Below are 15,844 nucleotides of genomic sequence, written 5' to 3' on the forward strand. Positions count from 1 at the left end.
ACGACAGATGGCAGGCGGTCGCATCCCTGGTGAGGATGTCGTGATTGGCGGCCAGACCACTGAGATTGTGATCGGTCCAGTCAGAGGCCGCGGATCATAGCGGACAATGCTGCAGGCGGCGGTCACGATGAGATAGGCCCACCAATCGCGACCACTCAAGACAGGCTCTAGCCTGCTTGTCCGACTGTTTTCGAACGTGTTTCTTGATGCGCGTCGCCCAGAGATTTTTCTGCCTGGTGAAGTCCTGCCATGACGGCAAGGGCCGACGCCTTGTCCTGATCCCTCGCTGTCGCCTGCAGCGCGGTCAGCGCGGCCTGGACCCTGGACCATTCCACGACATCCGTCCTGAGGCCAAAAATCTTGGAGATGTCGAGCGCGACGACCTCTTCATTCTCGCCATGAAGCGTTTCATGTAGTTTCTCGCCTGGCCTTATGCCGGTAAACCGGATGGGAATATCCATATAGGGGCTCTTCCCGGCCATGCGGATCATCGTCTCGGCGACTTCAAGGATCGGTACCGGTTTGCCCATGTCGAGCATATAGATGGCATAATCGTCCTTGCCCTGGCGCGACGCGGCATCGGCTGCCGACATGATGACGAGGTCGACGGCTTCCGCCACCGTCATGAAATAACGGGTCATGCGGCGATCCGTTATGGTTAAAGGCCCTCCAGCCTCGATCTGCGCCTGGAATATGGTCGCCACGGAGCCATTGCTGCCGAAAACGTTGCCGAACCGTACGGCAATGAATTTGGTGCCGGAACGACGCCCGTTCGGCTCGGTTGCGTGCGTTTCGTGCAGCGAGCTGACAATCTGCTCGGCCGCCCGTTTTGTCATGCCGAGCACGGAGGTCGGATCGACCGCCTTGTCGCTCGAAATAAGCAGGAACTGCGGAACTCCGCATTTGGCGGCGACCTCGGCACAGACAAGCGTTCCAAAAATGTTTGTCTGGATCGCCGATTCCCAGTTTTCCTCGAGCAACGGGACGTGCTTGAGCGCGGCGGCATGAAAGATGATGTCCGGCTTGAATTCGCTGACGACGCGGGTCATCTGGCGCCGGTCAGTGACGTCGATGATGCGGCTCTTGAGACGATCATGATCCTTTTCGTCAATATACTGGTCGAGCTGGAAAATCCCGAATTCCGAGATATCGGCGACCAGAACTGCCTCGGCACCGAGTTCCAGCGACCGTTTGACCAATGTACGGCCAATGGAGCCGGCGCCGCCTGTCACCAGGACGCGCTTGCCGCTGACAAAAGCGCCGATACGCTCAATGTCGGAAGGAACCGTCGAGCGGCGCAGGATCGTTTCCATCTCGACGGCGTCAAGAACCAGCTTTCCTCCCTGCCCGAGCTCGGAAAAGCCGGAGAACTGCACAACGGCTATGCCGCTGTGGCGGGCGACACGAACCAGTTCGGAATATTCCTCGATCTCGCGTTCGGCACCGTTGCCGAAGATCAGCATGTCGAGGCTTTTGGTGCCGTTTGCGTATTCCTCCAGGACTTCGACCAGACGGGGCCGGATGGCCACCAACGGCACCCCTTGAATCCGCGTACCCAAAGGCGCTCCGCTCTCGATCGCCATGATCCCGGCGATGGCATATTCCGCGGGCTCGGCCGTGCGCGTGAAACGGATGATCACGTCCGCCTCACCCAGCCTGCCGACAAACAGCGCCCGCTTGATCAGCGTGTTGTTTGCGTCGCGGCTGAGGATTCGCCAGCTCGCTCCGTCACGCAGAAATCGGTAGTAGAGCCTCGGTGCCGATATGATGGTGAAAGAGACCAGGAAAAAGACGATGAACTGGCGCTCGTTCAGACCCATCACAGGTTGAAAAAACCGAAACGCGAGCGAGACGGCATAGAGAGTGACGGTCAAAATCGCGCAGCTCTTCAGAATATTGAAGAAGTCCGGCGTGGAGGCGAACCGCCACACGGTGTTGTAGAGGCCGCAATATCTGAACAGAAAATGGCTGAGAAGAACAATGCTCGCCCAGCATGCCAGGCCCGTAGAAGAAAGCGCGCCGAACGACAGGTTCGATCTCGTCAACACCAGGCTGAGCGCCACCGCGATCAGGACCATTGCGATGTCCTGTATCATGATAATGGCGCGCCGCATCTTCGGCCGAAGTCCGGACGCGACTTCTACATATGATGTCATTGGGTAGTACTGTTCTCCAGGCGCAAGGACGTGGACACTATCGGGGCGCGAGAGCGAATAACATCCGTCACGACCACCTGTTTAGAGTGCCAATCCTCAGCCTCGCCGCGTGTATCGCATACCGTGGACTTGCGGTCATCGCCAGATATTTTTTCGCGAGCTGTTTGGTTGAGGGATTGGATGATCAATCGGCCACTATTTTCGCGAGATTTTCGCAATGCGACGCTGAATACCGCGCAACCTGCGCGTTGGCAGGGTACCATCGGAGATGGCGATTGCGGCTGGGTTCGGAGATGCGGGTCTGTTCGTGATCAAGAATCCGCGAATTTGCCGATTCGCGCCATTTCATGAATCGATCCTGGCCGTCACCGGATTCATCTCGTTGGCGTTACGGTGCTTCGCATTCCGACTTTGAACGGTGTGGTTGGTTTCCAGCCGAGCATCTTCTCTGCAAGGGAGATGTCCAGGCTGGCGATATCGACGCCGTGCTTCTTGCTCCGACATATTCGCGCTGGAAGACATGGCCGGTCAAACGCCGCTGCCGATGTTTATGATCGCGCGTGGCGTACCTTAGGCCCGGCCGAGCGGCATCGTCAAGCAGGCCGAAGGAGACATAGCACCACCTCTTGCGTCGATTTGCGCCAATCCGGCGCATTCCAGTCGAATGTGGTGGTGAATTTCGCCGTCGACAGCCGCGAATTGCCGGGGCGCTTCGCCTTTGTCGGATAGTCGCTGGTGGCGATGTCCGTCACCCGCGCATAGGGACCACCAAACGCGCGGCTTGTGTCTAGGATATGACGGGCAAAGCCGCTCCAGTTGGTCTCACCGGTTCCCACCAGATGGTAGATCCCATAGTCATCAAAGGTCTTGTCCTCGCGGACTACCGCCGCCGAATGCAGGATCGCGTCGGCGATATCAAGCGCGGAAGTGGGATTTCCCCGCTGATCGGCCACCACCGCTATCTCATCGCGATCGGCTGCGAGCCGCAGCATGGTCTTGACGAAATTCTTGCCGAACGGGCTATAGACCCATGCCGTGCGCAGGATCAGATGGCGGGGATTGACTGCGGCCACCGCCTGTTCTCCGGCAAGCTTGGAGGCGCCGTAGACGCTGCGCGGCACGGTTGCGTCGGTCTCGGCATAGGCGCCCGCCCCCGTGCCGTCGAAGACATAATCAGTCGAAAGATGGATGACGGGAACGCCAAGGCGTGCCGCGGCCTCGGCTACCTTGCCGGCACCGACGGCATTGACCGCAAATGCGATGTCAGGCTCATCCTCGGCCTGGTCCACCGCCGTATACGCAGCTGCCGAGACGACGATATCTGGCCTCGACGCCTCAAGCGCTTCGATCACCGTGTCGGGTCGCGTCAGATCGAGTTGCGGCCGGCCGACCGCAATGATTTCGACGTCATTACGTCTTTGCCCGACCTCCAAAAGGCTTGCAACGACCTGGCCCTCGCGTCCGGTGACGGCGAGCCTCACGCAGCGCCCTTTTTGCCATCGCCCAGCCGCTCACCGGCATAGCCCTGTTCGCGGATCGGCGCCCACCACCATTTGTTGTCCAAAAACCAGTCGACCGTTCTTGCCAGGCCGCTGTCGAAATTCTCCTTCGGCGTCCAGCCGAGGTCACGGCCGATCTTGGAGGCGTCGATCGCATAGCGGCGATCGTGGCCGGGCCGGTCGGTGACGAAATTGATCAGGTCGCGGTAGCTTTTGCCGCCTTTCCGCGGCCTTCTCAGGTCGAGAAGATCGCAGATGGTCTCGACGACGCTTAGATTTGTCCGTTCCGAATTGCCGCCGACATTGTAGCTTTCACCCGGCTGTCCCTTGGTCGCGACAAGTTCCAGCGCACGCGCATGGTCCTCGACGAAAAGCCAGTCGCGCACATTGGCGCCGGCGCCGTAGACCGGCAGCGGCTTCTCGTCGAGCGCGTTCAGGATGACCAGCGGGATGAGCTTTTCGGGAAAGTGATAGGGCCCGTAATTGTTCGAGCAATTGGAGAGGACGACCGGCAGGCCATAGGTTTCGTGCCAGGCTCTTACCAGATGGTCCGAGGCTGCCTTCGAGGCGGAATAGGGCGAGGAGGGAGCATAGGGCGTCTCCTCGACAAACATGCCGCTGTCGAAGGGAAGATCGCCAAACACCTCGTCGGTCGAAACGTGATGGAAGCGAAAGCGACCCTTCCTGTCCTCCGGAAGGCTGCGCCAGTATTCCAGGGCAGAATTCAGAATGCGATAGGTTCCGACGATGTTGGTCTCGATGAACGCGCCCGGCCCATCGATCGACCGGTCGACATGGCTTTCGGCAGCGAGATTCATCACGATGTCGATATCGTCGCGGTGCAATATGTCGAGGACCGCCCGCTCGTCACAAATGTCGGCCTGCTCGAACCTGTAGTTGTGCGCGTTCTCGATCGGTCGCAACGAGGCGAGGTTTCCCGCATAGGTGAGCTTGTCGAGGTTGGTCACGCGGTAGGCCGGATTGGCGCACAAATGCCGGCACACCGCCGAGCCGATGAAGCCGGCGCCGCCAGTCACCAGAAAATTCATGCCGCTCTCCTCATGCGAACACCTTCATGCAAACACCTCCGCCGTGCCAAGCGTCGGCGCCTTGAGGTCCTTGTCCGAAAGCTGAAACCCGCCTGATATCGATGGCCATTCTATGCCGATGGCAGGATCGTCGAAACGGATCGATCGGTCATCCGCCGGCGAATAGGTGTCGGTGACCTTATACAGAACCTCAGTGTCCGGCACGAGCGTCACGAAGCCGTGCGCGAAGCCTTTCGGCACCAGAATCTGGTTGCCTTTCTCGGCCGATATTTCGAGCGCGACCCATTTTCCAAAGGTTTTCGAGCTGCGGCGAAGGTCGACCGCAACGTCGAGGATTTTTCCGCTGATGACACGCAACAGCTTGTCCTGGGCGCGTGGCGGAAGCTGGTAATGGAGCCCCCTCAAAACACCGGCGGCGGCGGAACAGGAATGATTGTCCTGCACGAAACGCAAGTCGATGCCGGCCTCGGCGAAGCGCTCGGCATTCCAGGTTTCGATGAAAAAGCCGCGCGCGTCGCCGTGCCGCTTCGGTACGATCTCCAGCACGCCGTCGAGTCCGAGTTGCCTTACCTCCAGCACCTAGTTCTCCGTCAGGTCGGTGACGCGCCTGCGCAGATAGGCGGCATATTCGTTCTTTCCGAGGCGGGTGGCGCGCTGCAGCACCTTGTCTGCCGTCAGCCAGCCCTGTTCGAAGGCGATCTCCTCCGGGCAGGCGACCTTGATGCCCTGGCGGTGCTCGATCGTGCGCACGAAAGACGAGGCTTCATGCAGGCTGTCATGGGTGCCGGTGTCGAGCCAGGCATAGCCGCGGCCGAGCTGATGGACGTGCAGGTGCCCGCGTTCGAGATAGACGTTGTTGACGGCCGTGATCTCAAGTTCACCGCGCTCCGAGGGCTGGATCGTCGAGGCGATGTCGACGACGTCATTGTCGTAGAAGTAAAGGCCGGTGACGGCCCAGTTGGATTTTGGCTTCTGCGGCTTTTCCTCGATCGTAAGGGCAGTGCCGCTGAGCTTGTCGAACGACACCACGCCATAGCGTTCCGGATCATCGACATGATAGGCGAACACCGACGCGCCGCTTTCGCGGGCTGCCGCCGTGCGGCAAAGCTGCGACAGCCCTTCGCCGAAATAGATATTGTCGCCAAGGATCATCGACACGCTGTCCTTGCCGATGAAGTCACGGCCGATGATGAAGGCTTCGGCAAGGCCGTTGGGGTGGGGCTGCTCGGCGTAGGATAGATCTAGCCCGAAATCCGAACCGTCGCCGAGCAAATCCCGAAAAACCGGCAAGTCACGCGGCGTTGAGATAATCAGAATCTCGCGGATTCCCGTGAGCATCAATACGCTCAGCGGGTAATAGATCATTGGCTTGTCATATATCGGAAGGATTTGCTTAGAGATTGCCAATGTTAGCGGATAGAGACGCGTTCCACTGCCTCCAGCAAGGATTATTCCTTTCAACAGGCTCTCCTTGAATTGCCGAGGCCCCGCCTTGACGCCAAGTTGTTTGTGCTTAGGTTTCGCGCAATGGCTTGTCAATGTCGGTCCTGAATGAGTGTCCGGATCATCTCCGTTGGCTGGGCGAGGACGGCATAGGACAGAAACAGCACGAGTTCCTTGCGAATAATCTGCCTGTGGCGACGCCGTCGAGAGCGCCGGCGGTACGATCGTCAAGCCGATCTTTCATTCCCCGGCAGGCGTTTCCATTTCGTCGGCCCGGCCGGGAATGTGCTCGCGGTCCGGCGAGAGCAGAGAGGTGAAGGATCACGATCGATTTTGCGATTGACAGCATAGCCCAGTGCAATATTACCAGCCTGCCTTTCAACCAGCAAAGCGGAATAATGAAATTTGGATCAAGCGGCATTCGAGGTCTGGCTTCGGAATTGGCTGGAAGACCCAGCGGACTTTATACGGAGGCCTTCGCTTGGCGCTTAGTTTCCGGTGGGGTCCAGCCGCATAGCTTGGTGTTCGTCGGCCGCGATTTACGCGACAGCAGTCAGGCTATTGCCGATAACTGCATGGTGGCATTGGCCAGAAGCGGATTTCAGCCGATCGATTGCGGTGCCATTCCGACGCCTGCCCTCGCCCTTTATGCACGGAAACACGATGCAGCCGCTCTGATGGTAACCGGTTCTCATATCCCGGCTGACCGCAACGGCATCAAATTCTATAGCCCGCACGGTGAAATCGACAAGGCGGACGAGGCCGCGATGACGCGCTATGTCGCCGAAAGATCAGATGCATACTGCTCGCCGCCTCCTCCTGAAACGGTTTGGCCAATACGTCATGACGAGGCTATCGCTGCCTATCGAGCGCGCGCCAATGACGTACTCGAGCCGGGCTCCCTTTCCGGCATGAGACTGGGGGTCTATCAACACAGTTCGGTCGCAGCGGAACTGTTGGTGCAGGTTCTTGAATCGTTTGGCGCTAGTGTGGTCCCCGTCGGGAAAACCGAAAAATTCGTCCCCGTAGATACCGAAGCCGTTGATGCGCCCACGATGGCAAAATTGAAGGGTTGGGTCCGGGAATTCAATCTCGACGCCATCGTGTCGACCGATGCGGACGCCGATCGGCCACTTGTCGCAGACGAGAATGGCGATCTGTTTCGCGGCGACCTGATTGGCCTCGCTACGGCCTTGTTCGTGAAAGCAGATACAATCGTGACACCGGTGACCTCCAATTCAGGCATTTCGGAAGCTTTCGGCTTCGAAGTCCTGAGAACGAAGGTCGGGTCTCCATTTGTCATCGAAGCCATGGAAGCGTCACACGGTGCCGGCAGCATCGTTGTCGGCTTTGAGGCCAATGGTGGTGTTCTCCTGGGATCGGATTGCAAGCTGACCGGAAAGACATTGGCCGCATTGCCAACACGGGACTCACTGCTTCCGATCTTGGCTGTCCTCGGTACGATGGCATCGACAAAAACGACGCTGTCGCACCTGCGCGAGCTTTGGAACCTTCCGGTGTGCGCGAGCGAACGCCTTCAAAACTTTCCCACGGAAAGTTCGCGCAGATTGATGGATCACCTCGCAAGCCGGGGTGCGCTACAGCAATTTCTAGCCCCATTCGGGACTGTGGCCGAAGTCGACGAAACCGACGGACTTAGAGCGCGAACGCTTACAGGCGAAATCATACATCTGCGTCCGTCCGGCAATGCCCCGGAGTTGCGCTGCTACTCGGAGGCGGCGAGCTACAGCAGGGCGACAGCCATCGTGGATCTGACGCTGAAGAGGGCGCAAGCCTTCGCGCTCACAGACGAAATAGAGGTTATTTGATGAAAGTGGTTCCGGTCATCATCAGCGGTGGCGCTGGTTCGCGGCTATGGCCGGCCTCGAGGCAATCACACCCCAAACCTTTCCTGAGGGTGGCGGATGGACATTCACTCATCCAGCATACGGCGCTGCGCGCAGCTTCCATACAGGACGTCGTGGAGCTCGTTACCGTGACGTCCAGGGATCATCTTTTCCTTACGAAAGACGACTTCGACGAGCTGGATTCTGTCGTTCTGCCGCGTACTTTTCTGCTTGAGCCAGAGGGTCGGGATACGGCCGCCGCCGTGGCTGCGGCAACCATCCATGCCAAGGCAACACAGGGTCCAGATGCGATTCTGTGCATTTTTCCGGCGGATCATATGATTGGCGACCAGCCGGCATTTCTGAACGCCATGGGCCGGGCCATCGAACATGCGCAGCAGGGACGTATCGCAACCCTGGGTATCGGCCCGGATAGGCCGGACACGGCATTCGGCTACATCGAGGCCGACGGCGAAAAGGTCATCCGTTTCGTTGAAAAACCGGACATCGAGACGGCCAAGTCCTATGTGGCGTCCAAGCGTTTCTTCTGGAACGCCGGCATCTTCTGCTTCAAAGCGCAGGTCATGCTCGACGAAATGGCTTCGCATTGCCCCGCAGTGATCGAGGCCGTTCTCGATAGCTACGAGAACGGCAGCTTCAGCCGCGGCGAAGGCTTTACCAATATCGAACTCTCATCCGAGCATTTCGCCATGGCCCCGCGTATCTCGCTCGACCGTGCGGTGATGGAAAAAACGCACAATCTCGCTGTCGTCCCCTGCGAAATGGGGTGGAACGACATTGGATCGTGGAACGCAATGGCCGAACTGGTCGCCCCTGACGAGAGTGGGAACAGGATTCGCGGCGATGTTCACATGGTGGACACCGTGGGCAGCTACATAAGCTCGGATAAGCGACTGATTGGCACGGTCGGCGTCAGCGACCTGGTGATCGTCGATTCCCCGGACGCATTGCTTGTCGCATCCCGTGACCGCGTCCAGGACGTCAAGAAACTCTTCGAGGCGCTCAAGGCCTCGGGACATGAGGCGCATTTGCTTCACAACACGGTGCACCGGCCGTGGGGCACCTACACGGTTCTGGAGGAAGGCGAGCGCTTCAAGATCAAGCGCATCGAGGTGAAGCCGGGCGGGCGCTTGAGTCTGCAGATGCACTACCACCGCTCCGAGCACTGGGTCGTGGTCAGCGGCACTGCGAAAATAGTCAACGGCGACCAAGAATTATTCCTGACGACCAATCAATCCACCTATATCCCTTGCGGCCACAAACATCGCCTCGAGAATCCTGGCAGCATCGGCTTGGTGATGATCGAGGTCCAAAGCGGCGAGTATCTCGGCGAAGATGACATCGTGCGCTTCGACGATATATACGGTCGTACCTGACAGCCCGATGGACTGCGGCGTGTGAGCCCGCAGACCAAGCCTATCAAAATACAATCGAGAGTGTTGATGACGAAGAAAGCTTTGATAACCGGCATCACCGGGCAGGACGGTGCCTACCTGGCAGAGTTCCTGCTCTCCAAAGGATATGAGGTCCACGGGCTTGCCAGGCGATCGAGCACCGCCGACGTGAACACCACGCGGCTGAAGTGGCTCGGCATTGAGAAAGACGTCAGGATCGTCGATGGAAACCTGACGGATTTGTCCGGCCTGGCTCGAACGATGCGGGATGTGAGGCCGGACGAGGTCTATAACCTTGCCGCCCAATCCTTCGTCAAATCATCATGGCAACAGCCGATCCTGACGGGCAACGTCACCGGCATAGGCGTGACCAATGTCCTCGAGGCGCTTCGCCTCGAATCGCCCGAGGCGCGCTTCTATCAAGCCTCGTCGTCCGAAATGTACGGCCTTATCCAGGAACCCATGCAATCGGAGACGACGCCTTTCCATCCTCGCTCCCCCTATGCCGTAGCGAAGCTCTATGGCCATTGGATAACGATCAACTATCGCGAGAGCTTCGGCCTGCATGCCTCGAGCGGCATCTTGTTCAATCACGAATCACCACTTCGCGGCATCGAGTTCGTGACCCGCAAAGTCACGGACGCGGTCGCGCGCATCAAGAAGGGCATGTCCAAGGAACTGCGGCTCGGAAACATCGACGCCAAGCGGGACTGGGGCCACTCGAAGGACTATGTCCGCGCCATGTGGCTGATGCTGCAACAGGACCAGCCGGATGACTATGTCATCGCGACAGGCAGGACGACGACGGTGCGCGATATGTGCCGGATCGCCTTCCAACATGTCGGACTCGAGATTGATGACCACCTTGTCATCGATCCGGCGTTGTTCAGACCGGCCGAAGTCGAAATCCTGCTCGGCAATCCTGCGAAGGCAAAGCAGAAGCTGGGCTGGGAAGCGACGATCTCGCTGGAAGAGATGATCCGTGAAATGGTGGATGCCGACCTCGAACGCCATACCAACCCGTCGAGAGGCTGAGTTGAGCAGAAAGCCCCATTTGCGTTATGGTCGATAGGTTCAGGCATCGCATCCTCATAACCGGGGCAAGCGGGTTCGTCGGCTCGGCACTGTTGCAGCTGCTGGAACGGGACCACGGCGACTGCAAGGTGTTCGCGCTTGGTCATGGCAAAGAGCAACAAAACGCAATCGACCTGCGGGACCGGGAAGCGGTTGACACCGCCGTCCGCGAGATACAGCCGACTGCGCTTATCCATTTGGCAGCGGTCGCCGCACCTTCCGATGCACGCAACGCGCCACGACATGCCTGGAACGTCAATGTTACGGGAACGATGAATCTTGCCGAATCTGTGCTGCGACACGCGCCGAAGGCCCGGTTCGTTTACGTTGGGAGTTCGGAGGCCTATGGCGCTTCGTTCCTCAACGTAGCCGGCCCGGTGACGGAAAGCGCGCCGCTTCGGCCGATGAACGTCTACGGCGCCACCAAGGCGGCCGCAGACCTGATGATCGGGCAATTGGCATATGACGGTCTGCGCGCTGTCCGCTTTCGCCCGTTCAATCACACCGGCCCTGGTCAGTCCGATACCTACGTAGTCTCCAGCTTCGCACGCCAGATCGCCGAGATCGTGTCCGGCAAAAGCGAACCGATCATTCACGTAGGAAATCTTGAAGCCGAGCGCGATTTCCTGGATGTTCGCGACGTGGTACGAGCATATGCGAGTTCCGCGCTTCTCGACCTGGATGCCGAACCGGACCGCGTTTACAACCTGGCATCCGGACAACCGCGGAAGATCCGGGATATCCTGGACGCGCTGATTGCGCAGTCGGGCATAGACATCGAAATCCGCGCCGACCCGAAAAAACTTCGTCCGAACGACATCCCTGTTGCCTGGGGTGATGCGTCAAAGGCGCGCGCCAAGCTGAATTGGCAGCCTTTGGTGCCATTCGAGCAAACAATCGCCGACGTTTTCGGATATTGGCACCGGCTATGTAACGCCCGCTGACGCCATTACCGCAGGGCGCAAAGGATCGAGAGCACATGTTCCGAAGCTTATGGCAATACCGCCATTTTATCATCTCCTCTATCAGAGGCGATCTGAAGGGACGTTTCGTGCGGTCCCGTCTGGGCGGCCTTTGGTTCATTCTCCACCCGCTTGCGCAGGCGGTCATCTTCTCGATCGTGCTTTCCGAAGTTCTCAAGGCTCGGCTTCCAGACACGGACAGCCCAGCGGCCTATCCGATCTATCTTCTATCCGGCATGGCCGCGTGGAATTTGTTTAGCGAGATTCTCACCCGCAGCATGACCGTCTTCATCGAACAAGCGCCGGTGATGAAGAAGATTGCCTTTCCGCGTCTATGCCTGCCCATAATCGTCGGCGGCACGGCGCTGATCAATCATCTGCTGCTGCTCGTCGCCCTGTTCATCATCTTCATCTTCCTCGGGCACCTACCAGGCCGCACATTGATCCTGTTGCCGGTCGGGATCGTACTGATTGCGGCTATCGGTTTCGGCCTTGGCGTCATCCTCGGCGTGATGAACGTATTCATTCGCGATATCGCCCAGGTGATGACAATCGTGCTGCAACTCTGGTACTGGCTGACACCGATTGTCTACCCGGCCAGCGTTTTGCCGGAAAAGTACAGCATTGTGCTCAATCTCAACCCGATCGCGCCGTTGGTTGCGTTGTATCAGGATGCATTGTTGTTCAACCGCTGGCCAAGTCCGGAAAGCCTGATCATGCCGGCGGCTTTGGGAATCCTGAGCATGAGCTTTGCGATCGTGTTCTTTCGCCGCGCAAGCCCCGAACTCATCGACGGGTTGTGACCATGACCGTGCTTTCCGTCAGTCACCTGTCGAAACGCTATGCAAATTATGCAAGCAGCCTCAAAAGGTTTGCGGGTTGGTTCGGGGCACCGGTCGAACCCACCGAGGAGTTCTGGCCAGTCAAGAACATCTCGTTTTCGCTCTCGGCCGGAGAGGCGCTCGGCCTCATCGGGCAGAACGGCGCCGGCAAGAGCACACTTTTGAAGCTGATCACCGGCACCGTGCGGCCGACCGAAGGCACGGCGCATGTCAGCGGCCGCATCAGCGCAATTCTGGAACTCGGGCTCGGCTTCAACCCCGAGTTCACCGGAAGGCAGAACGCCTACCATGCCGGCGGGCTGATGGGCCTTTCACAGGCACGGCTGAGCGAACTCATGCCGCATATCGAGGACTTCGCCGAGATCGGAGAGTTCTTCGATCAGCCGCTTCGGACCTATTCGAGCGGCATGCAGGCGAGGCTGGCCTTCGCGCTCGCCACCGCCGAACGGCCGGAGGTGCTGATCGTCGATGAGGTGCTTTCGGTTGGCGACAGCTATTTCCAGCACAAGAGCTTCGACCGGATACGCAGCTTCAGAGCCGCCGGTACGTCAATCATACTGGTCACACATGCCCTCGGCGACGTGAGAACACTGTGCGACCGGGTGATCCTGCTGGACAAGGGGCATGCGCTGAGGGACGGGCCGCCCGATGAGGTAATCGACTATTACAACGCCCTAATCGCGACCAAGGAGAACGAGAAGCTGAAAGTAGAGCAGCGGCGAGAAAAAGATGGCTGGGCGTTCACCAGATCGGGGACATTTCAGGTCAAGGCGTCAACGCTGGAACTTCTCGACGCGAAGAGTCATGAGCCGGTGAAGATCGCGCAAGTAGGACAATCTCTGGTGTTGAAGTTGGTGGCGAAAGCAGAGACGGATGTTTCCCGCCTGGTGCTGGGCCTTATGCTGCGCGACCGCACTGGCCACGTCGTTTGGGGCACCAACACCTGGCACACGGAGCAGGCCCTTCTGAATGTCAAGGCAGGCGAGGAGATCGAATTCCAGCTGCCCTTCACCTGTACGCTGGGTCAAGGCTCATACTCGTTCTCACCGTCGCTGGCCAGTTCAGACACACACGTGGAGAACAATTACGAGTGGCAGGACAATGCGCTGGTGTTCGATGTGATAAATGCGACCCAACCGTTCTTCATCGGGACATCCGCACTTGACGCTCGGTTCGTCATTCGTGGGGTTGCCGCGTGAACGAACTCGAACGTGCCATAATGACGAGCAGTTGCATGGACTGCGCCGGAATAGCGAAAGTGCAGGATGCAGGTCGCATTCTGGATACACCCAACGGTCCGGTCCAGATCATGCACAATGGCATACGGGTAAAGGCGGGCGGATATCATGGCGACTGGATGGCGCAGATCATTCGTGCGCTGCAGGGGCATCATGAGCCGCAGGAAGAATTGGTCTTTCACCATATCCTGCGCTACGTGCGCCACAATTCGCTGGTCGTGGAGGTGGGCGCTTTCTGGTGTTACTATACGCTGTGGTACTTGCATGAAATTGCCAATGCTTCGGCGATCTGCATCGAACCAGACCCGAACAATCTTCAATTGGGGCGGGACAATGCGAGCCTGAACCAATTGGAGAATCGAATCAGCTTTCACAATGGCTGTGTCGGCGGTCAGCCGCTCGAAAGCTTGGAATTGCGTTGCGAATCAGACGGACAGATTCGATCGTTGCCTTGTTTCGATATGGCTGCGGTGTCCAAATTGGCCCACGAGCGGACTATCGAAGTCCTGCATCTAGACGTACAGGGAGCAGAGTTACCCTTCATTCGCTCGATGGCATCAGCGGCGGAGCGCAACCAGTTACGATTTGTGATCGTGTCGACTCACCACAGCAGCATATCCGGCTCGCGAACCACCCATGCTGATTGCAGGCAAGCGTTGCTGGAGTTGGGAGCAGTCATCCTGGCCGAGCATGACGTGCAGCAGTCTTACAGCGGCGATGGATTGATCGCGGCGAGTTTCTTTCCCGAAGATCGGCGCATCGAACTCCCGCCTGTGTCGCTGAACAAAGCTCATTCCTCACTGTTTCCTGAACTCTGATGATCACCTCATACGCGCAGAATTTCGAAGACGTCATACTGTGGCGCGCCCTCAAATCTGTTGAGCGCGGCTTTTATATCGACATCGGGGCCCAGGACCCGGTCGAGGATTCCGTAAGTCTCTCCTTTTACGAGCAAGGCTGGCGCGGGGTGCACGTTGAGCCTACCGCCACCTATGCCGCCAAGATACGCGATGCGCGACCGGACGAGGAGGTGATCGAGGCAGCAATCAGTACGGACATAGGTTTTTTGACTTTCCATGAATTTCCGGGAACGGGCCTCAGCACCGGGGACCCTGCCATCGCCAAGCAGCATGTCGAAGCTGGATTCAAAATGAACGAGCGACTAGTTCCGCTCGTCAGCCTCCAGAACCTCTTGGACCGTCACGCCGAGAGGGAGGTTCACTGGCTCAAGATCGATGTCGAGGGCATGGAATCTGCGGTCATTGAAAGCTGGGGGGCTTCCGCGGTGCGCCCTTGGATCGTGGTGGTGGAAAGCACCTTGCCGCTTTCGACGGAAAAGAGCCATGACGAATGGCAACCCCATCTTGAGGGGCTCGGTTATGAATTCGTCTATTTCGACGGCTTGAATCGCTTTTACGTCAGCGAAGAACATCCGGAGCTGAAAGATTCATTCGGACCGGGGCCGAACCATTTCGATCAGTTCGTTTTTTCGGCTTCCAGCAAATCTGACATGCTTGCACCGATGCGGCAGGAACTAGCTGTTAAACAAGCTTCCGTCGAGGAGCGTGATGCCGAAATTTCTCGCCTCCACCAACACATAGCCAATGCAGATGCCACGGCCACGAAGCAGTTGGCCGATAAACAAGCTGCTATTGAGGAGCGGGATACTGAAATTTCTCGCCTAGTTTCCAACGCATTGGAAACTAGCGGTACTATATCAAATTTGATACGTGACCTATCGGCAGAAAAATTGCGCACTCACGAATGGTGGCTAAAGTCCGAAACTCTGCAGAAGAAAGTTGAAGAGATTTACCAGAGCAGATCATGGAAATTGATGGGCCCTTATCGCCGAACTGGCAGGGTGTTGAAGCGAGTTATTGCAGGCGTTAGTTTGCGCAGCCTGAAATCGGAGAGAGATTCTCTTGCTATTTTTGCTATTCGATTTGTTATGCAGCGGCCCGGATTGAAGGCCTTTTTATCTGAACAGCTAAGACGCTACCCGCCTTTGTTCAATCGCTTCCGCGATTTCACTATAGCCAAGATTGTCTCGGATAATCGCTTTCGTAATACATTTTTTGGATTTCCAAATTCTTCTATATCCTATTCACGTCGATCTAGAACCGATCGTGATATCGATGCGCGGATATTGGAATCTTCTGATGCCAACAGAATTTTGCTGGATCTTGAGCAATCTTTAAAGGGAAGAAGAGAAATCTAATGCGAATTGCTCTAGACCTACAGGGAGCGCAAACCGAAAGCCGATTTCGTGGGATTGGGCGCTATACGATCTCTCTCGCAGAGGCGATTTATCGAAACCGT

Annotated in this window: 13 protein-coding genes; 8 read left to right on the forward strand and 5 right to left on the reverse strand. The window is 57.8% G+C overall.

All coding sequences use genetic code 11. From position 1 onward, the window contains the following. Window positions 1-167: 167 nt before the first annotated feature. From LHFGNBLO_RS30450 to rfbA, 5 genes are all read right to left on the reverse strand, one after another. Complete coding sequence (locus LHFGNBLO_RS30450) at window positions 168-2,156, reverse strand: UDP-N-acetylglucosamine 4,6-dehydratase (RefSeq protein WP_258603482.1); 1,989 nt, start codon at window positions 2,154-2,156, stop codon at window positions 168-170. Window positions 2,157-2,749: 593 nt separating this feature from the next. Next, window positions 2,750-3,637 carry a dTDP-4-dehydrorhamnose reductase gene (gene rfbD / locus LHFGNBLO_RS30455; protein WP_258603484.1) on the reverse strand — a complete coding sequence of 296 codons (888 nt, stop codon included), beginning with the start codon at window positions 3,635-3,637 and terminating at the stop codon, window positions 2,750-2,752. Then, on the reverse strand, window positions 3,634-4,704 hold the full coding sequence (gene rfbB / locus LHFGNBLO_RS30460) for a dTDP-glucose 4,6-dehydratase (protein WP_258603486.1): 1,071 nt from the start codon (window positions 4,702-4,704) through the stop codon (window positions 3,634-3,636). The genes rfbD and rfbB overlap by 4 nt, the downstream gene beginning before the upstream one ends. 24 nt (window positions 4,705-4,728) lie before the next feature. Next, entirely contained in the window at window positions 4,729-5,283 is a 555-nt protein-coding gene (rfbC, locus tag LHFGNBLO_RS30465) for a dTDP-4-dehydrorhamnose 3,5-epimerase (RefSeq protein ID WP_258603487.1), read from the reverse strand. Then, window positions 5,284-6,165, reverse strand: a complete 882-nt coding sequence (gene rfbA / locus LHFGNBLO_RS30470) for a glucose-1-phosphate thymidylyltransferase RfbA (RefSeq protein WP_258603492.1) — start codon at window positions 6,163-6,165, stop codon at window positions 5,284-5,286. A gap of 380 nt (window positions 6,166-6,545) precedes the next feature. On the opposite strand from rfbA, the gene LHFGNBLO_RS30475 reads away from it, so the two are divergent. The 8 genes from LHFGNBLO_RS30475 (at window position 6,546) to LHFGNBLO_RS30510 (ending at window position 15,743) form a co-directional block, all read left to right on the forward strand. After that, a complete protein-coding gene (locus LHFGNBLO_RS30475) occupies window positions 6,546-7,976 on the forward strand; it encodes a phosphomannomutase (RefSeq protein ID WP_258603495.1) in 1,431 nt (476 codons plus the stop codon). Further along, window positions 7,976-9,391: a mannose-1-phosphate guanylyltransferase/mannose-6-phosphate isomerase gene (locus LHFGNBLO_RS30480; protein WP_258603496.1), complete on the forward strand. Its 1,416-nt coding sequence runs from the start codon at window positions 7,976-7,978 to the stop codon at window positions 9,389-9,391. The genes LHFGNBLO_RS30475 and LHFGNBLO_RS30480 overlap by 1 nt, the downstream gene beginning before the upstream one ends. A 66-nt stretch (window positions 9,392-9,457) precedes the next feature. Continuing rightward, window positions 9,458-10,444: a GDP-mannose 4,6-dehydratase gene (gmd, locus tag LHFGNBLO_RS30485; RefSeq protein ID WP_258603504.1), complete on the forward strand. Its 987-nt coding sequence runs from the start codon at window positions 9,458-9,460 to the stop codon at window positions 10,442-10,444. Window positions 10,445-10,470: 26 nt separating this feature from the next. Next, window positions 10,471-11,427 carry a GDP-mannose 4,6-dehydratase gene (locus tag LHFGNBLO_RS30490; RefSeq protein ID WP_258603509.1) on the forward strand — a complete coding sequence of 319 codons (957 nt, stop codon included), beginning with the start codon at window positions 10,471-10,473 and terminating at the stop codon, window positions 11,425-11,427. A 35-nt stretch (window positions 11,428-11,462) separates the two neighbouring features. Next, on the forward strand, window positions 11,463-12,248 hold the full coding sequence (locus LHFGNBLO_RS30495; protein WP_258603516.1) for an ABC transporter permease: 786 nt from the start codon (window positions 11,463-11,465) through the stop codon (window positions 12,246-12,248). A 2-nt stretch (window positions 12,249-12,250) separates the two neighbouring features. After that, a complete protein-coding gene (locus tag LHFGNBLO_RS30500; RefSeq protein WP_258603524.1) occupies window positions 12,251-13,486 on the forward strand; it encodes an ABC transporter ATP-binding protein in 1,236 nt (411 codons plus the stop codon). Then, window positions 13,483-14,343 (forward strand): FkbM family methyltransferase, encoded by an 861-nt coding sequence (locus LHFGNBLO_RS30505; RefSeq protein ID WP_258603531.1) that lies wholly within the window; start codon window positions 13,483-13,485, stop codon window positions 14,341-14,343. The genes LHFGNBLO_RS30500 and LHFGNBLO_RS30505 overlap by 4 nt, the downstream gene beginning before the upstream one ends. After that, window positions 14,343-15,743, forward strand: a complete 1,401-nt coding sequence (locus LHFGNBLO_RS30510; protein WP_258603532.1) for an FkbM family methyltransferase — start codon at window positions 14,343-14,345, stop codon at window positions 15,741-15,743. Before LHFGNBLO_RS30505 ends, LHFGNBLO_RS30510 begins: the two co-directional genes overlap by 1 nt. Window positions 15,744-15,844: the final 101 nt, after the last annotated feature.

The organism is Mesorhizobium sp. AR10 (assembly GCF_024746795.1).
In the GTDB taxonomy this organism is placed as follows: domain Bacteria; phylum Pseudomonadota; class Alphaproteobacteria; order Rhizobiales; family Rhizobiaceae; genus Mesorhizobium.